We start from the raw sequence: 23,278 nt of genomic DNA on the forward strand, positions 1-23,278 counted from the left end.
GAGATTAAAATAGGATGATACGTAAAAAGATATTTCATATATTTCTTGGCACCATACAAGCCGGTTTGGTAATGCTGCTTTTGGGAGCTTGTTCTACGACCAAACATTTGCCCGAAGGAGAAGTGCTTTATACCGGATCGAAAACTATTATTGAAAACCGTCCGCAGGCACCTTTGACGGACGATGCCCTGACAGAACTGGATGCTGCGCTCGAAAAGGCTCCCAGTACAAAGGTGTTGGGATTCATTCCTATCCCTTTTAAAATGTGGGCTTACAACAGTCTGGTTCATTATAAGAAAGGATTCGGGCGCTGGCTCTTTAATCGGTTTGCCGCCAATCCTCCCGTATTCATTTCTACTGTTAATCCGGAGATACGTGCCAAGGTGGGTACTAATTTGCTGCACGATTATGGATACTTTAATGGTACGGTCCGTTATCAGACTCTGCCGGACAAGAAAGACAGCCTGAAAGCAAGCATACGTTATACGGTTGACATGAAAGACCCTTATTATATTGATACGGTTTATTACACTCGTTTCAATCCGCGTACGTTGAGAATCATGGAGAGAGGGCGACGAGGTTCGCTGTTGACACCGGGCGAACAGTTCAATGTCAGTGATCTTGACGAAGAACGTAGCCGTATCAGCGCTTTGCTGCGTAACCGGGGATATTTCTATTTTCGTCCGGATTACATGAAATATCAGGCGGATACTCTGTTGAATCCCGGACATGTCAGTCTCCGGCTGATACCTGTACCCGGGCTTCCGGAAGCAGCCCAACGCCCATACTATGTAGGGAAGACATCAGTTTATCTGTATGGAAAGGGTGGAGAAGTGCCTAACAGCACACTTGAATACCGTGGACTTGACATTCATTATTATAAGAAAATGCAGGTGCGTCCGAATATGCTTTACCGTTGGCTGAATTATCAGGCATATGTCCGCAATGATTCTTTACGTAACTCCGCCCATAGCCGCTTGTATAGCCAATACCGGCAGACACGTATTCAGGAACGTCTTTCACAATTGAGTATTTTCCGTTATCTTGATCTGCAATATATACCTCAGGACTCTACGGCAACATGTGACACACTGAACGTACGTTTACAGGCTACATTTGATAAACCGTATGATGCCGAACTGGAATTTAACCTGACGACCAAGAGTAATAACCAGACCGGGCCGGGGGCATCTTTCGGGCTGACTCGTTACAATGTATTCGGTGGGGGAGAAACGTGGAATGTAAAATTGAAAGGTTCTTATGAATGGCAGACCGGGCAGAATAAAGGAAGTTCATTGATGAATAGCTGGGAGATGGGAGTGTCTACGGCTTTGACTTTCCCCCGGGTGGTATTTCCTTCTTTCGGAGGACGTGAATATGACTTCCCGGCAACAACTACTTTCCGTTTGTATATCGACCAGCTGAACCGTGCCAAATATTATAAACTATTGGCGTTCGGGGGGAATGCCACTTATGATTTTCAGCCGACTCGTACCAGCCGTCACAGCCTGACACCCCTCCGGGTGACTTTCAATGTGCTGCAACATACAACAAAAGCTTTTGAAGAGATAGCCGAACAAAATAAGGCATTGTACCGCAGTTTACAGAATCAGTTTATTCCGGCCATGGAATATACTTATACGTTTGATAACGCAGCTTTGCGCGGGGTGCGTAATCCTATTTGGTGGCAGACTACGTTTACTTCTGCCGGAAATATCACTTCCGGCATTTACCGTATTTTCGGACGGAAGTTTAGCCAGAAAGACAAAAAGTTGTTTGGTGTTCCTTTTGCTCAATTTTTAAAGGTGAACAGTGATTTCCGTTATACTTGGAAGATCGACAAGAATCAGTCCATAGCCAGTCGTGTTGCAGGAGGAATTATCTGGGCTTATGGCAATACTAATACGGCCCCTTACAGCGAGCAGTTCTATATCGGAGGTGCCAATAGTGTACGTGCTTTTACTGCACGGAGCATTGGTCCGGGTGGATTTCGTCCCACGAAAACATCCAAGGGGCTTTATCTGGACCAGACCGGGGACATCCGTATGGAGGCTAATGTAGAATATCGTTTCCGCATTTATGGTGACTTGCATGGTGCTGTCTTTTTGGATGCAGGTAACGTCTGGATGTTGCGTAAAGATGATGAGGCGCCGGAGAAGCAATTGCGCTGGAAGACTTTCGGTAAACAGATTGCTTTGGGAACGGGTACCGGTTTGCGCTATGATCTCGATTTCCTTATTTTGCGTTTAGATTGTGGCGTACCTTTGCATGACCCATACGATACGGGAAAGAAGGGATATTACAATGTGACCGGTTCTTTCTGGAAAGGGCTGGGGGTACACTTTGCTGTAGGTTATCCGTTCTAAAATAGTCGATGGCGATGAACGGAGTAAGAAAATTCTTCATACTTCGTTCTTCATTCTTCATTCTATTTTGTACTTTTGCAACGATATCTGATGAGACACATCACTAACCTTTTAATATTCACAGTTATGAAACCAACATTATTTGTGCTTGCTGCCGGCATGGGCAGTCGTTACGGAGGATTGAAACAATTGGACGGACTGGGTCCTAACGGCGAAACTATCATGGATTACTCTATCTACGACGCTATTCGTGGTGGATTTGGTAAAGTTGTATTCGTTATCCGTAAAGATTTTGAGCAGGATTTCCGTGATAAGATTCTGAGCAAATACGAAAATCATATTCCGGTGGAACTTGTGTTCCAGGCATTGGATAACCTGCCCGAAGGCTTCACTTGTCCTGCCGACCGTGTAAAACCCTGGGGTACTAACCATGCTGTCCTGATGGGTAAAGATGTTATCAAGGAACCATTTGCCGTTATCAATGCCGATGACTTCTACGGACGTGACAGCTTTGCTGTATTGGGTGCCGAACTGTCTAAGATGGACGGTAAAAAGAACGACTACTGCATGGTAGGTTACCGTGTAGGAAATACGCTTTCAGAAAGCGGATCTGTAGCCCGTGGCGTTTGCGAGACAAATCCGGAAGGTTATCTGACTACTGTGGTAGAGCGTACTGCCATCGAACGTATCGACGGTAAAGTATCATTTAAGGACGAAAACGGTGAAATGCAGACAATCGGTGATAACACTCCGGTTTCAATGAATATGTGGGGATTCACTCCCGACTATTTTGCTTATTCGGAAGAGTACTTCAAAGAATTCCTGAAAGAAAACGAAGGAAACCTGAAATCAGAATATTTCATTCCGTTGATGGTAAACAAGTTGGTGAACGAAGGCACTGCTCGTGTGAAAGTTCTGGATACTACAAGCAAATGGTTCGGCGTGACTTATGCAGCCGATCGTCAAGGTGTAGTAGATAAGATCCAGGCATTGGTAGATGCAGGTGAATATCCTAACAAACTGTTCTAAAGCTAATTTGCTCATTTCTATAATGTAGATTTTGAAAGGGACGTCTTTGTGAAGATGTCCCTTTTTAATATCAAGCCGGATCACACCTCTTCTGTGTGATTCCTTCCGATGAACTTTAAATCACCATTCGGGTTATGATGGTAAAGATTGTCAATTTGTCAAAGTGTCAAATTGATAATATGATTTCTCTATATCTCGTTTTTTCGGACCGCAATCCGATAAGGTTCATAAAAACGGCTTACAGGCAAATATCCGTTTGCGCTTTTGATTTTGTTTCATTCATAATGGCGGTAAATGGAAAGGAAGTATGACCTTCCTGTTTCTAAATCTTTTCTTCGAGGAGTTTTGCCTACTCTTTTGATACTTTGTAAAGGGCGACCGAAGAAAGGCAAGCAGGAAAAAATCAGTTGCTCTCGCCACCCGATTATCGTTACAATATATGTAATCTGCCAAAACATATAGAGATATTCAGAAAAGAAGTAAGCATTTTCCGAAAATGCTTACTTCTTTTCACCCGAATGCTTACTTCTTTTGGGGTAAATGCTTCCTTCTTTCCGAGAAAACAAAGGCGCAATCGGCTAAAAAGCCCGGCTTTTCTGCAAAAAAAATCTTTTACTGGGCTCTGTTTCTTCTGCTTTGACCCGGAAACAAAAAGGGCTTGTAAGTGAAACCTGCAATTCGGTGTCTTTTTGATGTCTGTGTTTGCAAATGGGTGTCGATTCTTTATAAGGAAATAAAGTGTATGAAGCTCCGGAACGAATGAAAAAGGATGAATATTCAGGATGTGCCACATATTTGCACTCTTTTCGTTGCTTATTTCAAAATATGTGTTTATATTTGAAATATTCCTTGATACTTAATCCTGATTATGTATGAAAGAACTCCTTATTCTGATTGCCCTTTTTTTCTCTTTTATTCGGCTGTCTGCCCAGTCCGATTCTATCTGGCCTCATGAGAAACTTTATGTCCATACGGACCGTGCCAATTATGAGCGCGGCGACACGGTGCGGTTCCGTGCTTACCTGATGGATACCCGCCTCGAGGCAACAGCTTACAGCCGTTACGTTTATGCCGAACTGTTGGCTGACAGTCAGGTCATCTCCCGTGAGATGGTGAAGGATGATCACGGTGTCTTTTCCGGTTACATCTCTTTGGGTGATACGCTTCGTTCCGGCAATTATACGCTTCGTTTCTATACCCGTCATCTTTCCTCTTTGCCCGATCTCCGTTATTTCTATCGTCAGATTATTGTCGGCGGTCGTCCCTTTCAGGATTACCGCAAGGAGAGTGTGACTCGTATGGCGGCTTCCTATCACGTCTCTTTCTTTCCCGAAGGCGGACATCTTCCCTCGGGTTGTGTCAGTCGTGTCGCTTTCAAGGCTTTGAGTTCTGACGGTTTGGGGACAGATGTTCAAGGCTTTGTGCTCAATCAGCGTGGAGATACCGTCACCACACTGAGTTCGGTTCATCGGGGTATGGGCTTTTTCAATCTTGAACCGATTCCCGATGATAGTTATACAGCGGTATGTCGTAATCGTGAGGGTAAAGAGTTACGTTTCGCCCTTCCGAAGGTTGAACCGGCTTCTGCGGTAGCCCTCCGTGTCGATATTCGTAAGGATGACTTTTGGGTGCGTCTGAATTCAGGTACTGTCGTGTCTTCGGGTTATTCCCTTCGTGTCGAATATCGGGATAGTGTTCTTTTACATGCGGCTTTTTCCGGCTCCACCCCATTGCGTGTACCTCGCTCTCCGCTGCCTCCGGGTGTACTCCGTTTTGTTTTGTTGGATGGTTCGGGCGTCCCCTTAAGCGGCCGTACCGCTTTCAATTGGAACCCTTCCGTGCGTGCTGATGTTGATTTCTCCGCTTGCCTGAAAGAGGATAAAGGACGTTCATTTTGGGATATTACTATGGGGCTTCGTGATACTTCCGGTGAGCCGTTGAGCGGTACACTCTCTGTTTCAGTTACCGACGACCGTTATGCTCTTCAAGATACCACGGTCAATATTCTTTCCTCTTTTCTTCTGAGTTCCGATCTTCAGGGATATGTTGAGGATCCCTCTTTCTATTTTTCCAGTGATGACTCCCGTACCTCGTATCTGTTGGACTTGTTGATGCTGACTCAGGGTTGGGTGAAATACAGCCTTGTTCCGTCCCGCAGTACCTTTTTGGTAGAGAGTAGTCAGTGCATTAGTGGCAAGGTGGTCTCCGAATATTCCGAGAAGAAGTGCATCCCTGATGCGGTTGTCACTTTATTCTCTTTCGATAAAACGGTTATGCTTCAGACGAGGAGTGACGCTTCGGGCTGTTTCCGTTTCGACAGTCTTTCTTTTCCTCAAGGTACGCATTTCATTCTTCAGGCGCGTAAGGAAAAAGGGGGTACGGGTGTGGCGCTGTTAGTCGACCGGGATTCCATTCCGCCTGTGCATTCTTCTCTTTCCATTTATGCGGATTGGTTTCGTGCGGAGATGGACGAGCCGATTGTTGCCGAGCAATCCGGTGATGATCCTTCTCCGGCAAGCGTGGATATGTTTCAGCGGTCTTCTACCGATCCTTTTTCTATGGAGCAATATTTAGACGAAGTTGTTGTTTCCACCCAGAAGATTGAGAAAAAGAAACGGTATGCAATCGAGTCTTTAATGGCTCACTCCGATTGGAATAAAACTTATCATGTGGACGAAATGACTCTTTCACCTTATTCATCTATCAAAGATTTATTGATTAATACTCCCGGAGTGGGGCGGGCAGTCGATTCACAGGCAGGAGATTTCTTTTATATAACACGGTTATGCATGGGGATGAATTCTACTCCTCCTCCGGCTCTATTGATGGTAGATGGACTGGAAACTTCTTATTCCGAACTTGTTGCTATTCCTGTATCCATTGTCGAATCCGTCGAGTTGGTAAAAGATGCTGCCCAAATGGCATATATTGGATCTAAGGCATCGAATGGCGCTATTCTGATTAGTACAAAATCGGGTTTAGGTACTATTGGTAAGAAAGCATCTAATTTTAGGATGATTCGTCCCATGGGGTATCAGCTGAAACGTGAATTTTATTCGCCTTTCTACCCTATCGTGCAGAAGTCGGCAAATAACAGTGAAAATAATTGCAAAACGATATATTGGCTTCCTGCTCTTCCGTTAAATAAAACCGGCTCCCAGTTGGAATTCAGTGATCCGGGACAAAGCCGGTTAACTTTTGTTGTTCAGGGTATCGCTTCAAATGGTCAGTTGGTCAGTTTGATACGTTCTTTAAAAAAAGAATAGTGGTGCGGTAGCATTATTTCTTTGGGTAATGTCCGGAAGAATCGATTGAACTGTCATTCCGGATATTTATTGCTGTTTCCGAAGATGCATATTTATATAGATTCTTTTTCGCAGTCTGCATAATTGAGTATCTTTGTTGCCTCAATTCCCTTATTTATAGAAAGAAGTGATTTCAGTAGAAGGATTAACAGTAGAATTTAACGCTACACCATTGTTTGAGGACGTTAGTTATGTCATCAATAAGAAAGACCGCATAGCCCTGGTGGGTAAAAACGGTGCAGGAAAATCAACGATGTTAAAGATCCTGGCCGGACTGCAAAGTCCGACACGGGGTGTTATAGCTATTCCGCGTGATGTAACGATCGGCTATCTGCCGCAGGTGATGATTCTCGCCGATAACCACACTGTGATGGAAGAGGCAGAACTGGCATTTGAACATATTTTCGAGCTTCAAGCCGATTTGGAGAGGATGAATCAGGAGTTAGCCGACCGCACTGACTATGATTCTGAAGAGTATCATAAACTTATTGACCGTTTTACGCACGAGAACGACCGTTTTCTAATGATGGGAGGGACTAACTTTCATGCAGAGATAGAACGTACCCTCTTAGGATTGGGCTTCAGTCGGGATGATTTTAATCGTCCTACCAGTGAATTCTCCGGTGGATGGCGTATGCGGATCGAGTTGGCAAAACTTTTGCTCCGCAAACCGGATGTACTGCTGCTCGATGAACCTACCAATCATTTGGATATTGAGAGTATCCAATGGCTGGAGAATTTTTTATCTACCCGTGCCAATGCGGTAGTACTGGTCAGCCACGACCGGGCTTTCCTGAATAATGTAACTACCCGTACCATCGAAATAACCTGCGGACAGATATATGATTACAAGGTGAAGTACGATGAGTTTATTGTTCTGCGTCAGGAGCGTCGTGAACAGCAGCTGCGCGCTTACGAGAATCAGCAGAAGCAGATTGAAGATACAGAGGCTTTCATTGAGCGTTTCCGATATAAAGCAACTAAGGCCGTACAGGTTCAGAGTCGTATGAAGCAGCTGGAAAAGATAGAGCGGATCGAAGTGGACGAAGTGGATAACTCAGCGTTGAGGCTTAAGTTTGTCTGCTCCAGCCGTAGTGGCAACTATCCTGTGATCTGCGAAGATGTGAAGAAAACTTACGGATCGCATGTTGTCTTCCATGATGTCAATCTGACCATCAATCGTGGCGAGAAGGTTGCTTTTGTGGGAAAGAACGGTGAAGGTAAGTCTACCCTTGTGAAATGTATCATGAGCGAGATTGATTATGAAGGCAAGCTTACCTTGGGACATAATGTACAGATAGGTTATTTTGCACAGAATCAGGCACAGATGCTTGACGAGAACCTGACTGTTTTCGATACGATCGACCGGGTGGCAGTGGGAGATATCCGTCTCAAAATACGCGATATCCTGGGAGCCTTTATGTTTGGTGGCGAAGCCTCGGATAAGAAGGTAAAAGTACTTTCGGGGGGGGAGCGCACCCGGCTGGCAATGATAAAATTATTGTTGGAACCTGTGAACTTCCTGATACTCGACGAGCCTACCAATCATTTAGATATGCGTTCGAAGGATGTATTGAAAGAGGCCATACGCGAATTTGACGGTACAGTAATTATTGTCAGTCATGACCGTGATTTCCTGGACGGACTTGCGACTAAAGTATATGAGTTCGGTGGTGGTGTAGTGAAAGAGCACTTGGGAGGTATCTATGATTTCCTTCAAAAGAAAAAAATAGAGAACCTGAACGAACTTCAGAAAAACAATCCTTTGTCTGCCTCACCTACAGGCGGTAAGAAAGAGGAAGGAGCTGAAGAGGGGGTGTCCGAAAATAAACTGTCCTACGAAGCACAGAAAGAATTTAATAAGAAGATAAAGAAACTGGAGCGCCAGGTGGCAGACTGTGAAGCTGCCATCGAACAAACAGAATCGGCTATAGCTATCCTTGAAGAGAAGATGGCTACACCCGATGGTGCTTCGGATATGTCACTTTACGAACAACACCAGAAGTTGAAACAACAACTTGACCACACGGTGGAAGAGTGGGAACGTGTTTCAATGGAGCTGGAGGAGATGAATGAAAAATAATAGTTTTTTAAGTGTATGAAAGTAATTAAGTATTTACCAATCCTTGCAATCTGTTGTATGGCAACAGGATGCAACAGTAAGAAAGAGGCCGTACTTACGTCCGGCATTGACCTTGCCAACCTTGACACAACTGCCCTGCCGGGCACCAGTTTCTATCAGTACGCTTGTGGCGGATGGATGAAAAACCATCCTCTGACAGACGAATATTCGCGTTTCGGTTCGTTTGATATGCTTGCCGAGAACAATCGCCGGCAATTGCGCGGGCTGATTGAAGGTTTGGCAGCAGGCAAACACGAAGCGGGCAGCATTGCACAGAAAGTAGGTGAACTTTATAATATTGCTATGGACAGCGTAAAGCTGAATAAGGAAGGCGTTGCTCCCATTAAACCCGAACTGGATAAAATAGGTGCTATCAAAAGTAAAACTGAGATTTATCCGTTGATCGTGGAAATGCAAAAGAATGGCATGTATCCCTATTTTATTTTTTATGTCAGCGCTGATGACATGAATAGCAATGAAAACATGGTACACACCATGCAGGGAGGCCTGGGTATGGGCGAACGGGATTATTATCTGGAGAATGATGCACAGACAAAAGAGATCCGTGATAAATATCAGCAGCATGTAGGTAAGATGTTCCGATTGGCAGGATATGATGAGACTACTGCCGGAAAAGCAGTGAAAGCTGTGATGAACATTGAAACCCGCCTGGCCCGGTCGGCACGTTCACAAGTAGAATTACGCGATCCGCATGCCAACTATAACAAGAAGACTTTGGAAACATTGCAAAAAGAATATCCCTCTTTCGCATGGGATGTATTTTTCTCGACTGCCGGACTGAATAACTTGAAAGAGATTAATATCGGGCAGCCTGATGCAATGAAAGAAGTGAATGCCATTATCGATACAGTACCGCTTGAGGACCAGATTCTGTACTTGCAGTGGAATCTGATCAATTCGGCCGCCAATTACCTGAGTGATGACTTCGTGGCTCAGAATTTTGACTTCTATGGTCGTACCATGTCGGGTAAGAAAGAAATGCAACCTCGTTGGAAGCGTGCTGTCAGCACAGTTGACAGTTCATTGGGCGAAGCTGTCGGACAGATGTATGTGGAGAAGTACTTCCCTGCTGCGGCCAAAGAAAGAATGGTGGCTCTGGTCAAGAATCTGCAAGAATCTCTGGGCGAACGTATCAGGGAACTGAGCTGGATGGGAGAAGAGACTAAAGAAAAGGCCATGGAAAAACTGGCAACTTTCCATGTAAAGATCGGATATCCGGATAAATGGAAAGACTACTCTTCACTTGAGATAAAGGATGATTCGTATTGGGCTAATATTGAGCGCGCCAGTCAGTGGGGCTACAATGAAATGATTGCCAAATACGGTAAGCCGGTAGATAAAGAGGAGTGGCACATGACTCCGCAGACAGTAAATGCATATTACAATCCGACGACGAATGAAATCTGTTTCCCGGCCGGAATACTTCAATATCCTTTCTTTGATATGAATGCGGACGATGCTTTCAATTATGGAGCGATTGGTGTAGTTATCGGACATGAGATGACTCATGGATTTGATGATCAGGGCCGTCAGTATGATAAGGATGGTAACTTGAAAGACTGGTGGACGGCAGAGGATGCCAAGAACTTTGAAGCACGTGCAGCAGTGATGGTTAACTTCTTCGACAGCATTGAAGTAGCTCCCGGGGTTCATGCCAACGGAGAGTTTACTTTGGGTGAAAATATTGCCGATCACGGTGGACTTCAAGTGTCTTACCAGGCATTCAAGAAAGCAACGGCGGCCGCACCTTTGAAAAATGAAAATGGATTTACACCCGAACAACGTTTCTTCCTGTCTTACGCAAATGTGTGGGCTGGCAATATCCGTCCGGAAGAAATCCTGAAACTTACGAAGATTGATCCGCACTCATTAGGTAAATGGCGTGTAGATGGCGCACTACCTCAGATTGGTGCATGGTACGAGGCTTTCAATATTACTGAAAAAGATCCGATGTACTTGCCAGTGGATAAACGGGTATCTATTTGGTAATAGATTGTTGCAAATAAACTGATAATAAGAAAGGCGCTGACTCATTTAATTGTGAGTCAGCGCTTTTTTATTATTAATTCACACCTTATTTATAACGTGTGATAAACAATATTTTGTAACTTTGCGCACCAAATACTTAATAAGCAAATCAATGTCTGAGTCTAAAAGAATAAAAACCGCACTGGTATCGGTTTATCACAAAGAAGGTTTGGATGAAATCATTACCAAACTGCACGAAGAAGGAGTGGAGTTCTTATCAACGGGAGGAACTCGTCAGTTTATCGAATCACTGGGCTATCCCTGTAAGGCTGTCGAAGATTTGACTTCGTACCCTTCGATTTTGGGTGGCAGAGTGAAGACGCTGCATCCGAAGATTTTCGGAGGTATTCTTTGCCGTCGCGGACTGGAACAAGACATCCAGCAGATTGAAAAATATGAAATTCCTGAAATAGATCTTGTCATTGTAGATCTTTATCCATTTGAGGCTACGGTTGCTTCAGGTGCCGATGAAGCTGCTATTATCGAGAAAATTGATATAGGCGGAATCTCTTTGATTCGTGCCGCTGCTAAAAATTACAACGATGTGATTATTGTTGCTTCTCAGGCCCAGTATAAACCATTGCTCGATATGTTGATGGAGCATGGAGCTACTTCTTCCCTTGAAGAACGCCGCTGGATGGCAAAAGAGGCATTTGCAGTTTCATCACATTATGATTCGGCTATTTTCAATTACTTTGATGCCGAGGAGGGATCTGCTTTCCGTTGTTCTGCAAACAGCCAGAAGGCGCTGCGTTATGGTGAAAATCCGCATCAGAAAGGATATTTCTATGGAAACCTGGACGAGATGTTCGACCAGATTCATGGAAAAGAAATTTCTTACAACAATCTGCTCGACATTAATGCTGCTGTAGACTTGATTGATGAATTTGATGACGTTACATTTGCTATTCTGAAGCATAACAATGCTTGCGGACTGGCTTCCCGCCCGACTGTGCTTGAGGCATGGAAAGATGCTTTGGCCGGTGATCCGGTTTCTGCGTTTGGCGGCGTATTGATCACGAATGCCGTTATTGATAAAGAGACTGCGGAAGAGATTAATAAAATCTTCTTTGAAGTAGTGATTGCTCCTGATTATGATGTAGATGCACTTGAAATTCTTGGGCAGAAAAAGAACCGTATTATTTTGGTTCGTAAAGAAGCCAAATTGCCGAGAAAGCAATTCCGTTCTTTGCTCAATGGTGTACTGGTTCAGGATAGAGACTTGAATATTGAAACAACGGTAGACCTTAAAACGGTAACTGATAAAATTCCTACTCCCGAAGAGGTCGAAGATCTGTTGTTTGCTAATAAGATAGTGAAAAACAGTAAATCGAATGCCATCGTACTGGCAAAAGGTAAACAATTGCTGGCAAGCGGTGTAGGACAGACTTCGCGTGTGGATGCATTGAAGCAGGCTATCGAGAAGGCTAAGTCATTTGGATTTGACCTGCAGGGTGCAGTGATGGCGTCGGATGCTTTCTTCCCTTTCCCCGACTGTGTGGAAATTGCGGATAAAGAAGGTGTGACAGCTGTTATTCAGCCGGGAGGTTCGGTGAAAGACCAGTTGACATTTGACTATTGCAACGAACATGGCATGGCAATGGTGACAACGGGTATCCGCCACTTTAAGCACTAATTAAAAACTTGTTGTATGCCGGACAACCCGTTAGGGCACACTGGCATATCGACGCATTAGAAATTTATTCATTATGGGATTATTCTCTTTTACACAAGAAATAGCAATGGACCTCGGTACGGCCAATACTATCATAATTACCGGTGGTAAGATTGTAGTAGATGAGCCTTCGGTGGTGGCCCTTGACCGTCGGACAGACAAGATGATTGCTGTGGGGGAAAAGGCAAAACTGATGCACGAAAAGACCCACGAGAATATTCGTACCATCCGTCCGCTACGTGACGGAGTGATTGCCGACTTCTATGCTTGCGAGCAGATGATGCGCGGATTAATCAAACAGGTAAATACTCGCAACCGTCTTTTTTCTCCGTCGCTTCGTATGGTGATCGGAGTGCCTTCGGGTAGTACGGAAGTTGAACTTCGTGCCGTTCGTGACTCTGCCGAACATGCCGGTGGACGTGATGTTTATCTGGTATTTGAACCTATGGCCGCAGCTATTGGCATTGGTATCGATGTAGAGGCACCGGAAGGAAATATGATTGTCGATATAGGTGGTGGTTCTACCGAGATTGCCGTAATTTCATTGGGAGGTATTGTTTCGAATAACTCCATCCGCATTGCAGGTGACGATCTGACAGCAGATATTCAGGAATATATGAGCCGCCAACATAACGTTAAAGTCAGTGAACGTATGGCCGAGCGTATTAAAATCAATGTAGGTGCTGCTTTGACCGAACTGGGTGAGGATGCTCCGGAAGATTATATTGTTCACGGACCGAACCGTATTACTGCGCTTCCGATGGAAGTGCCGGTATGTTATCAGGAAGTAGCACACTGCCTTGAGAAATCAATTTCAAAAATTGAAACGGCTATTTTGAGCGCGTTGGAGAATACGCCTCCTGAACTGTATGCTGATATTGTACACAATGGAATCTATCTGGCCGGTGGTGGAGCGCTGCTTCGTGGCTTGGACAAACGTCTGACTGATAAGATTAATATTCCTTTCCACATTGCGGAAGATCCGTTGCATGCAGTGGCTAAAGGTACAGGTGTTGCATTGAAGAATGTAGACCGTTTCTCATTCTTGATGAGATAAATAATTAACTACGAATTACGAGCTATAAGTTACTGGCAGTGCATAAATGTAGCTGCATATACTTGTAGCTCGTAGTTCGTAGCTTGTAACTTATATGTCTTTATGCGGAATTTACTGAACTTTCTCTTGAAATATAATCACTGGTTCCTCTTCATTTTATTGGAGGTGATCAGTTTTGTTTTGTTATTTCGCTTTAATCACTATCAACACAGTGTTTATTTCAGTTCGGCTAATGCGGTTGCCGGCAAAGTGTATGAAGTATCCGGAGGGATTACTTCTTATTTCCATTTAAAATCGGTCAATGAAGATTTGCTGGATCGCATTATGGAACTGGAACAACAGAATCACAATCTGGAGGATGCTCTGGGAAGGCATTTATCAGACTCTACCGAATTAAATAGTATCCGCAATTTAACTAATACGGATTACCAGGTTTTTAAGGCGCGGGTCATCAATAACAGTCTCAATCTGGTAGATAATTACATCACTTTAAATCGTGGATCGAAAGATGGGATCCGCCCGGAAATGGGAGTTGTCGACGGAAACGGAGTCGTTGGTATCGTATACGATACTTCTTCTCATTATTCCCGGGTCATTTCGGTGCTGAACAGCAAGTCCAGTATTAGTTGTAAAATTGTGGGTAGTGAATATTTTGGTTATCTGAAATGGGAGTATGGAGATTCCCGATATGCTTATTTGAAAGATTTACCCCGTCATGCAGAGTTCAACTTAGGGGATACAGTGGTAACCAGTGGTTATTCTACCGTTTTTCCTGAAGGGATCATGATTGGTACTGTAGATGATATGGCCGATTCGAATGACGGGCTCTCTTATTTGTTGAAAGTAAAGCTGGCAACGGATTTTGGTAAAGTGAGTGAAGTGCGTGTGATTGCAAGGACCGGCCAGCATGAACAAAAAGAATTGGAACAAAAGAGTTTGGCGCAATGATTATCAACTATATACATAGAATAGGATGGTTTGTCGGTCTGATCTTGCTTCAGGTACTGATCCTGAATAATGTGCATATTGCCGGTGTGGCTACTCCTTTTTTATATGTCTACTTTATTTTAAAGTTTAATTCCGGTACTTCCCGAAACGAATTGATGTTATGGGGCTTTTGCATAGGTCTTGCCATTGATATCTTTTCTAACACACCGGGTATGAATGCGGCAGCGACAGTGTTACTGGCTTTTCTACGTCCGTTGTTTCTCCGTTTGTTTACTCCCCGCGATACTTTGGACAGCATTGTACCTTCGTTGAAAAGTATGGGGATTGCTTCTTTTCTCAAATATCTGGTGGTGAGTGTCTTTGTACATCATCTTATGTTGCTTACTCTTGAGTTCTTCTCATTTACCAGCATACCGTTATTGCTGTTAAGGGTGGTGTCGAGCACCATTTTGACTATAACTTGTATTATGGCTGTTGAAGGAGTGAGGAGATAGATATGGCAAAAGATTATGTGCTGGAGAAACGAAAATATGTGATCGGTGGAGTAGCGCTGGCTATTGTCCTGATCTACTTAGTGCGTTTATTTTCACTCCAGATAGCTACGGATGACTATAAGAAGAATGCCGACAGTAATGCTTTCTTAAATAAAATTCAGTATCCGTCACGTGGGGCGATGTACGATCGGAATGATAAATTGTTGGTGTTTAATCAGCCTGCTTATGATATTACAATGGTTCCAAAGGAAGTTGAGAACCTTGATACACTTGATTTGTGTCAGACGCTGAATATCACCCGTGCGCAGTTCCTGAGAATTATGAGTGATATGAAAGACCGCCGTAGAAATCCGGGATATTCACGTTATACTAATCAGGTATTTATGTCTCAGCTTTCGGCAGAAGAGTGTGGGGTGTTTCAGGAGAAACTATTTAAATTCCGGGGATTCTATATACAGCGTCGCACCATTCGACAATATAGTTATAACTCTGCTGCCCATGTGCTTGGTGATATCGGTGAGGTATCAATGAAAGACATAGAAAATGATGATTACTACATCCGTGGCGACTATATCGGTAAGCAAGGCATTGAAAAATCGTATGAATCTTTTTTGCGTGGTGAAAAGGGAGTGGAAGTATTGTTGCGTGATGCTCATGGGCGCATACAGGGGCATTATATGGATGGGAAGTATGATAAACGTCCGGTACCCGGGAAGAATCTGAAACTCGGAATTGATATTGATCTCCAGATGTTGGGAGAGCGTTTATTGAAAAACAAAATCGGTAGTATTGTAGCTATTGAGCCGGAAACGGGGGAAATACTTTGTATGGTTTCCTCGCCTGATTTTGATCCGAGACTGATGATTGGGCGTCAGCGTGGAAAGAATCACCTCATGCTTCAGAGAGATCCGATGAAACCTTTGCTAAACCGTTCGATTATGGGGGTATATCCTCCGGGATCAACGTTTAAGACAGCACAAGCACTGACTTTCTTACAGGAAGGAATTATTCAGACCAATACGCCGGCCTTTCCTTGTGCTCATGGATTCAATTACGGAAGCCTGCATGTAGGTTGCCATGCTCATGGTTCACCGCTGCCATTGATACCGGCCATTGCTACTTCATGTAACTCTTATTTTTGCTGGGGATTGTTCCGGATGTTTGGTGACCGGAAGTATGGCTCCTCGCAAAATGCCATTACTGTTTGGAAAGATCACATGGTTTCTCAAGGTTTTGGTTATAAACTTGGAGTAGACTTGCCGGGGGAGAAGCGCGGATTGATCCCTAATGCTCAGTTTTATGATAAAGCTTATCGTGGACGCTGGAATGGATTGACGGTAATCAGTATTGCCATCGGTCAGGGAGAGATTCTGGCAACTCCGTTGCAGATAGCCAATCTGGGTGCTACTATTGCCAATCGGGGATATTTTATCACTCCGCATATTGTGAAAGAAATACAGGACGAACAGCTTGACAGTATCTATCGGGTGCCCAGAAAGACCTCTATCGACCGAAAACATTATGAAGATGTGGTGACCGGTATGCGGGCTGCGGTTACGGGAGGAACTTGCCGGGTGGCTGGGGCCATTTTGCCGGATGTTGAAGTGTGTGGTAAGACCGGTACGGCGCAGAATCGTGGTCATGACCATTCTGTCTTTATGGGATTTGCTCCGATGAATAATCCCAAGATAGCCATTGCTGTATATGTTGAGAACGGTGGCTTTGGTGCGGTTTACGGAGTACCTATCGGGGCACTGATGATGGAACAATATTTAAAAGGAAAGCTGTCCCCCGAGAACGAGATACGTGCAGAAGAATATAGTAATAGAGTGATTATGTATGGAAACGAGGAGCGTTAGTTTATGGAAAACATTGGATTGGGTAACGATCGGTATTTACCTGCTCCTTATTATCGGCGGATGGTTCAGTGTGTGTGGAGCCAGTTATGATTATGGTGATCGTGACTTTCTGGATTTTTCTACCCGCGCCGGTAAGCAATTTATGTGGATTATCTGTTCATTTGGGCTTGGCTTCATTCTTTTGATGCTTGAAGAACGGATGTACGATATGTTTGCATACCTTGTATATATAGGTCTGATTCTTCTGTTGATAGTGACTATCTTTATCGCACCTGATACAAAAGGCTCCCGTTCCTGGTTAATATTAGGTCCGGTCAGTCTCCAGCCGGCGGAATTCGCAAAGTTTGCAACGGCTTTGGCATTGGCGAAGTTTATGAATGCCTATTCTTTTAATATAAAGAAGTGGAAATGCTTTTTGCCTTTGGTTGCTTTTATTCTGTTGCCGATGTTGCTGATCGTGTTGCAGAAAGAAACCGGTTCGGCATTGGTCTATCTTGCTTTTTTCTTGATGCTGTATCGCGAAGGTATGCCCGGGGTTGTTTTGTTTTCAGGGGTATGTGCAGTAGTATATTTTGTGGTAGGTATTCGTTTTGATCAGGTGTTTATTGCCGACACACCTACACCGATCGGAGAATTTGCTGTTTTGATGATGATACTTTTGTTTGCAGGTTCCATGGTTTGGGTGTATAGAAAGAAATGGGAGCCTGTGCGGAATATTATAGGTGGTAGTTTGCTTGCATTGTCGATTGCCTATCTTGTTTCTGAGTATCTTGTTCCTTTTAATCTGGTTTGGGTAGAGTGGGGACTTTGTGTGGTGGTTATCTGCTATCTGCTTTACTTGTCTCTGAGCGAGCGACAACGTGCTTATCTCCTGATAGGATTGTTTGCTTTGGGATCTATTGGTTTTCTCTACTCAAGCGATTATGTTTTCGACAATATCCTTGAACCTCATCAGCAGATTCGTATAAAGGTAGTGTTGGGAATGGAAGAGGACTTGGCTGGTGCCGGTTATAATGTTAACCAGTCTAAGATAGCGATTGGTTCTGGAGGATTGACCGGCAAGGGCTTTCTGAACGGTACGCAAACGAAGTTGAAATATGTGCCTGAACAAGATACAGACTTTATTTTCTGTACTGTAGGCGAAGAACAGGGATTTGTTGGTTCAGCTGCTGTCCTCTTACTTTTCCTGGCATTGATACTGCGTCTTATAGCGGTATCGGAGCGGCAGACCTCAACTTTTGGACGGGTTTATGGCTATTCGGTTGTGAGTATCTTCCTTTTCCATTTATTTATTAATGTCGGAATGGTGCTTGGTCTGACTCCTGTAATTGGTATTCCGTTACCTTTCTTTAGTTATGGGGGGTCGTCTTTATGGGGATTTACTATTCTGCTTTTTATTTTTCTGCGTATTGATGCAGGACGTAGCAGGAGGTTATAAGTGCTCGATTTTCAGTCCCACATCAATGATTCCGGTTATTTGTTCATCTTTCATTCCGTGTACAACTTTAAAAGTATAGTTACCGGGATGCTTGATGGAGCAGTCTTTTAAGGGGAGAGCCGATTGGTAAAGACTTCCCCAGCCGGTTCCTTTCCATTTACCTTCTTGGTCAGTCAGAGTAAACTTCAGAGTGTCTGTTTTCCATACAGTTGAATCTTCCAGATTGTAACTGATAAGGATGTCCAGATTCTGATAAGGATAATTACTGCTGTTGCGTACACCGGCAGACAATCGCAGATTGATCAGGGAGTCATTCAAAGGGACATTGAAAAAGAGTGTATCACTCTTTTTCCATCCACCTTGAGGGGTGGATTGATATGAGTGATACACAGTGTTATCGTCACATGCAGTCAGTATCCATGTCATGAGAAGCATGCAGATGCTATTCTTGAGCAGGTTTTTCATTTCCCTGGGGTTTCTCGGTGCGTTTAGGTTGTTCGTTGTTACGTGGTCCGCGGGGTTCGCGTGGAGGGCGCTGCTCACGGGGTTCATTCTTACGTGTTTCCCGATTTTCATTATTGCGCGGTTCACGAGCCTCATTATTTTTGCGCGGCTGATTGTTGCTGCGGTTATTGTTTTTGGGGCGTTCTCCTCGTGTGCGTTGTTGCCCTTGTACCGGTTGAGCTCCACTGTTCTCTTTGTTTTCTATAGCCGTCGGCGATGGGTTTTGTGTTTCAGCATTGGCGGCTTGTTGCGGACGGTTGTTATTGTTCTTTTTCTTCTTTTTGCGGTTTCCGTTTCCACCTTCTTCTTTTCCATTTCCATCTTTTCCGTTACGGCGACGGTCACGGTCAAAACGTGTCAGACTTTCTTGTTCCAACAGGTCAATCGGCTTTTTAGGTTCCGGTTTGCGTTCAGCTTCCAATAGACTATCCGGTTTGATGCCCCTTTTGTTCAGTCCTATCACTTCGAATGCCCGCTTCCCGCTGATAGTGACTAAGTTTGCGGCGAAATTCTTGTCTGTTGAATACGAAATCTGGTTGCTGAGAATATCTGCTTTGAAGAAATAATAGGTTCCGTCTTTAGTTTCCAGTTCAATCTCTCTTGAAGGCAGGCGCTTCTGCGCTTCTACATAGCAATCTACTTCGTAGTTCAGGCAACATTTTAACTTAGCACACTGTCCTGCCAGTTTTTGAGGATTGAGTGAAATGTCCTGATACCTTGCTGCGCTGGTCGATACAGACACAAAACTTGTCATCCAGGTGGCGCAACACAATTCACGTCCGCAAGGACCGATACCTCCGATGCGCCCTGCCTCCTGGCGCGCACCGATCTGTTTCATTTCGATACGTACTCTGAAAGCTTCAGCCAACACTTTAATTAACTGCCGAAAGTCGACGCGTTCGTCAGCGATGTAGTAGAAGATAGCTTTGTTGCCGTCTCCCTGATATTCTACGTCGCCAATTTTCATGTCCAAATTCAGGCTGGCCGCTATCTGACGCGCACGAATCATTGTGGCGTGTTCTTTGGCTTTGGCTTCTTCATATTTCTCCATATCCACAGCTTTGGCTTTGCGGTAGATACGTTTGATTTCAGCATCTTGTTTAAAGTTTGCCTTTTTCATCTGGAGCGGCACTAATCGTCCCGTCAGGGTAACGGTGCCGATGTCATGTCCCGGTGTAGCTTCTACGGCTACGATGTCTCCCTTCTCTAATTTGATCTTGTTGCTGTTTCGGTAGTATCCCTTGCGGGTGTTCTTGAACTGAACCTCTACCATGTCACTCTCCTCCGCATTGCCCGGTATGTCGGCCAGCCAATCGTAGGTATTTAGTTTTTTATCTTGTCGGGAACAGCTCTTACAGCAAAGGCCTCCGCTCCCATTATGCAGTTTAAATTCCATATACTTTATTTTAAAGTTATTGCTTCAACAGTACGATCATCTTCAGTGAGAAGTCGAAAAATACCATTTTAGCGTTTACATTCTGTTCAATATGTTTTTGAGCTTCACTCAGTTCGTCCATGATGCCCATCACGTTTCGTTCGTTTACAAAAGGGGCAAACCGTGTAGCGAAGTTCTGTTCATCTAATGTCATATAAGTCAATTCTTTCCGATGCAGGTTGTAGATGAAATTCTCCCGGATCATCCGTTGGCAGTACTCCAGGAAGTTCTTCTGACGTTCACGTCCCATGCCTGACACTTGTTCGCTCCACAATTTCATTTCCCGGATTTTTCTTTGGTAAGAAAGGCGCATCAGGCTGACAAATAACTCAAAAAACAGTTGATTCTCTTCATTCAGATGAATGGTTTCAAGCGCTTTGATAAAGTTTCCGTTAGCCAGGTGGGCAATCGAAATACTGGTCGTCTGCTGCACTCCATATTTGTTTTGTAAAGCGTCGGCAATGCATTGTTCGTCTATTTTGCGTAGATTGAAACGTTGTGTGCGGCTCAGTATCGTTTGGAGAATTAATTCCGGATTCTCTGATACCAGTAAGAAAATCGTTTTCTGGGGTGGTTCTTCCAGCAGCTTTAATAACTTGTTGGCACAAGCTTGCTGCATCTTTTCGGGAAGCCAAAGAATGGTAATCTTAAATCCTCCTTCGCTGGATTTAAGGCTGAGCTTTTTCATGATCTCATCACTTTCTTTGGTGTAAATCACCGCCTGTGCATTTTCTGCGTTAATTTCATTTAGCCAGTGGTTAATCGTAAAATAGGGATTATTCAGTACCAGTTTTCTCCATTCCACAATGTAATCATCACTTCTTCCGTTTTTTACTACCGGAAAAACGAAGTGAACATCGGGGTGAACCAGCTTATTGAACTTCACACACGACGGACAGACTCCACAAGCGTCTGTCTCACTGCGGTTCGTGCAACTCAGGTAGCGTGCATAGGCTAATGCCAATGGAAACTTGCCCACACCTTCAGGCCCGCAGAAAAGTTGGGCGTGTGGTATGCGTCCTTCGCTGACTTCTTGTATCAGTCGCTGCTTGGCTGCCTCTTGTCCGATGACGTCTCTGAAAAACATAGTTTAATAAATCGCTTTGGCTACTTCTTTTATACTGTCCACTGCTCCGATGGAGTAAAAGTGGATACTGGGTACACCGGCGGCCATCAGCTCTTTACATTGGTTGATACACCATTCGATACCCACTTTGCGGGCTTCCTCGTCTGTTTTGCACTTCAGTGCTTCCTGGGTTAGTTCTTCCGGAAGGTCTACCTTAAATGTTTTCGGAACCATGCTTAGTTGGGATAACTTCTTGAAAGGTTTGATGCCCGGAATAATCGGGATGTGTATTCCTGCCTGGTGTACTCTTTCTACGAAATCAAAGTATTTCTTGTTGTCATAGAACAATTGTGTCACAGCATATTCGGCTCCGGCTTCCACTTTCTTTTTCAGCCAATAGATATCCATGTCGATGTTAGGTGCTTCTTCATGTTTTTCCGGATAACAGGCCACTCCATAAGAGAAAGGAGTATTTGTTACTTTCATCTCCGAACCGTCTACAAAGATACCTTTATTGAAATTATTGATCTGTTCCTGTAACTCTAAAGCATGATGATGTCCGTCTCCTTCGGGGGTAAAAACCGATTCGTGCTTTGCTTTATCTCCACGGAGAACCAACAGATCGGTAATTCCCAGGAATTGTAGGTCGAGCAGTACGTATTCAGTTTCTTCCTGAGTAAAACCACTGCACAGAATGTGAGGTACTACCGTCATATTATACTTGTTCTGGATAGCAGCTGCTACAGCTACGGTTCCCGGACGTCTTCGTAGCCGATTGCGCTGATAAAGCCCATTCCCCAGATCTCTGTATACATATTCACTGCGGTGCGTAGTGATATTGATATACTTGGGGTCAAATTCTCGTAATGTATCTATGGTTTGATACAGCTTCTCAATACCCGTACCTTTCAGAGGAGGAAGTATTTCAAAAGAGAAGGCTGTTTTTTCGTTGCTATGTATTAAGTCAATTACTCTCATTGTTTCTTTATTGGTCGTTGCTCTCCTTATAATAAGGTGCATATTGGGACAAAAATACGAAAAAAAGATGAAATGAAATCGTTGTGGAACCCTAAAAGATTGCTATCTCTTCCGGTTATGAATCTTTTTTGGCTGTTAACCGATACTTTTAATGAATGAAAGGCAAGATTTACATGGACAGATGCCCCTTTGGGGATATTTTTAAAGTTCGGTTTTGTTGTCCCTTCTGTTGATTTTGCTGGTGTATTTGTTCTTTTATTCCTTATGACAGAAGTCTTAGAACTACCTTATGACGGTACATCTTGTTTATTTTGAAAGACCTTTGCGCTTGAATTGCGAAAGAATCATAATTAGCTGATTTTGCTCTGGAAAACGATGAAAGAAAGTTTTTGTCTGTTACTATAACTGCTTTCATATGCTTTGGTAGAACATGCCTTGTTTTTTTGGGGGGGAGAGAAATTATGGCAAAATGTGCTTTTAACATTAGTCTTTTATCTTTTCTTTTCGTCCCGTTTCACTCTTTCCCGGTCTCTTTCCTTTTTTCTTTTTGTATCTTTCATCTCCCATCCGCTTTTCTCCTCTCCTCCGCGAAATGTATTTCTATCTTCCATCTTCCACCTTTTTCAATCTTTTTGTCTGATTATCATTTAGTTAATAGGGTGGAAGATCGCGTTTTCAGCCTGTTTATCTTCCACCCTCATCTTCCATCTTCCACCCTCTGCCATCGCTTGAAAAACTTTCCTAATTCACTCGTATTCAGAAGTATACTTTCTGTTTCTTGTCAGTTTTTCCCTTAAAAAGCATTTTCATATCCCCGCTTGTTTGCTTGAAAATGCTCTGCTTTTTTCCGGAAGTCCTTTGTTATTTGCCGCTTGGGATATTCTTTGCCCCCGTCCGCCCCATTCCCTGTCCGCTATTCCCTTTCTCCCGCCTTCCTGAATAGACGGCGCTTA

The 23,278-nt window shown here is 43.9% G+C and carries 15 protein-coding genes; 11 read left to right on the forward strand and 4 right to left on the reverse strand.

All coding sequences use genetic code 11. The features are described 5' to 3' along the window. Positions 1-14: 14 nt before the first annotated feature. From ISX59_RS20400 to rodA, 11 genes are all read left to right on the forward strand, one after another. Entirely contained in the window at positions 15-2,366 is a 2,352-nt protein-coding gene (locus ISX59_RS20400; RefSeq protein ID WP_005810951.1) for an outer membrane protein assembly factor, read from the forward strand. 126 nt (positions 2,367-2,492) lie between these two features. After that, the gene (locus tag ISX59_RS20405; RefSeq protein ID WP_005783042.1) at positions 2,493-3,395 is read left to right on the forward strand and encodes a hypothetical protein; all 903 of its coding nucleotides are present in this window, start codon (positions 2,493-2,495) and stop codon (positions 3,393-3,395) included. An 872-nt stretch (positions 3,396-4,267) separates the two neighbouring features. Next, entirely contained in the window at positions 4,268-6,661 is a 2,394-nt protein-coding gene (locus ISX59_RS20410; RefSeq protein WP_220576232.1) for a TonB-dependent receptor plug domain-containing protein, read from the forward strand. Between the two features lie 166 nt (positions 6,662-6,827). Continuing rightward, a complete protein-coding gene (locus ISX59_RS20415) occupies positions 6,828-8,783 on the forward strand; it encodes an ABC-F family ATP-binding cassette domain-containing protein (RefSeq protein ID WP_032543719.1) in 1,956 nt (651 codons plus the stop codon). A gap of 15 nt (positions 8,784-8,798) precedes the next feature. After that, positions 8,799-10,832: a M13 family metallopeptidase gene (locus ISX59_RS20420; protein WP_005810940.1), complete on the forward strand. Its 2,034-nt coding sequence runs from the start codon at positions 8,799-8,801 to the stop codon at positions 10,830-10,832. Between the two features lie 151 nt (positions 10,833-10,983). Continuing rightward, positions 10,984-12,507 carry a bifunctional phosphoribosylaminoimidazolecarboxamide formyltransferase/IMP cyclohydrolase gene (gene purH / locus ISX59_RS20425; RefSeq protein WP_032541054.1) on the forward strand — a complete coding sequence of 508 codons (1,524 nt, stop codon included), beginning with the start codon at positions 10,984-10,986 and terminating at the stop codon, positions 12,505-12,507. A gap of 73 nt (positions 12,508-12,580) precedes the next feature. Next, positions 12,581-13,603, forward strand: coding sequence for a rod shape-determining protein (locus tag ISX59_RS20430; protein ID WP_005792050.1), 1,023 nt, complete (start codon positions 12,581-12,583; stop codon positions 13,601-13,603). Positions 13,604-13,705: 102 nt separating this feature from the next. Beyond that, positions 13,706-14,551, forward strand: a complete 846-nt coding sequence (gene mreC / locus ISX59_RS20435) for a rod shape-determining protein MreC (RefSeq protein ID WP_032541053.1) — start codon at positions 13,706-13,708, stop codon at positions 14,549-14,551. Beyond that, positions 14,548-15,045, forward strand: coding sequence for a rod shape-determining protein MreD (gene mreD / locus ISX59_RS20440; RefSeq protein ID WP_005783076.1), 498 nt, complete (start codon positions 14,548-14,550; stop codon positions 15,043-15,045). Before mreC ends, mreD begins: the two co-directional genes overlap by 4 nt. A 2-nt stretch (positions 15,046-15,047) precedes the next feature. Beyond that, positions 15,048-16,904 (forward strand): penicillin-binding protein 2, encoded by a 1,857-nt coding sequence (gene mrdA, locus ISX59_RS20445; protein WP_032541052.1) that lies wholly within the window; start codon positions 15,048-15,050, stop codon positions 16,902-16,904. Beyond that, positions 16,885-18,342 (forward strand): rod shape-determining protein RodA, encoded by a 1,458-nt coding sequence (rodA, locus tag ISX59_RS20450; protein ID WP_005783081.1) that lies wholly within the window; start codon positions 16,885-16,887, stop codon positions 18,340-18,342. Before mrdA ends, rodA begins: the two co-directional genes overlap by 20 nt. Here rodA and gldH read toward each other — a convergent pair. The 4 genes from gldH to metF are packed head-to-tail and all read right to left on the reverse strand — an operon-like array spanning position 18,337 to position 22,325. Beyond that, positions 18,337-18,807, reverse strand: a complete 471-nt coding sequence (gldH, locus tag ISX59_RS20455; RefSeq protein ID WP_005783084.1) for a gliding motility lipoprotein GldH — start codon at positions 18,805-18,807, stop codon at positions 18,337-18,339. The two genes, rodA and gldH, sit on opposite strands and share 6 nt — an antisense overlap. Beyond that, positions 18,785-20,242 (reverse strand): regulatory iron-sulfur-containing complex subunit RicT, encoded by a 1,458-nt coding sequence (gene ricT / locus ISX59_RS20460; protein ID WP_032541051.1) that lies wholly within the window; start codon positions 20,240-20,242, stop codon positions 18,785-18,787. Before ricT ends, gldH begins: the two co-directional genes overlap by 23 nt. Positions 20,243-20,258: 16 nt before the next feature. Beyond that, entirely contained in the window at positions 20,259-21,368 is a 1,110-nt protein-coding gene (locus ISX59_RS20465) for a DNA polymerase III subunit delta' (protein ID WP_022011750.1), read from the reverse strand. Between the two features lie 3 nt (positions 21,369-21,371). Next, positions 21,372-22,325: a methylenetetrahydrofolate reductase [NAD(P)H] gene (gene metF, locus ISX59_RS20470; RefSeq protein ID WP_005783089.1), complete on the reverse strand. Its 954-nt coding sequence runs from the start codon at positions 22,323-22,325 to the stop codon at positions 21,372-21,374. Between the last annotated feature and the right edge of the window lie 953 nt (positions 22,326-23,278).

It is taken from the genome of Bacteroides sp. FSHCM14E1 (assembly GCF_019633785.1).
Classification (GTDB): Bacteria; Bacteroidota; Bacteroidia; order Bacteroidales; family Bacteroidaceae; genus Bacteroides; species Bacteroides hominis.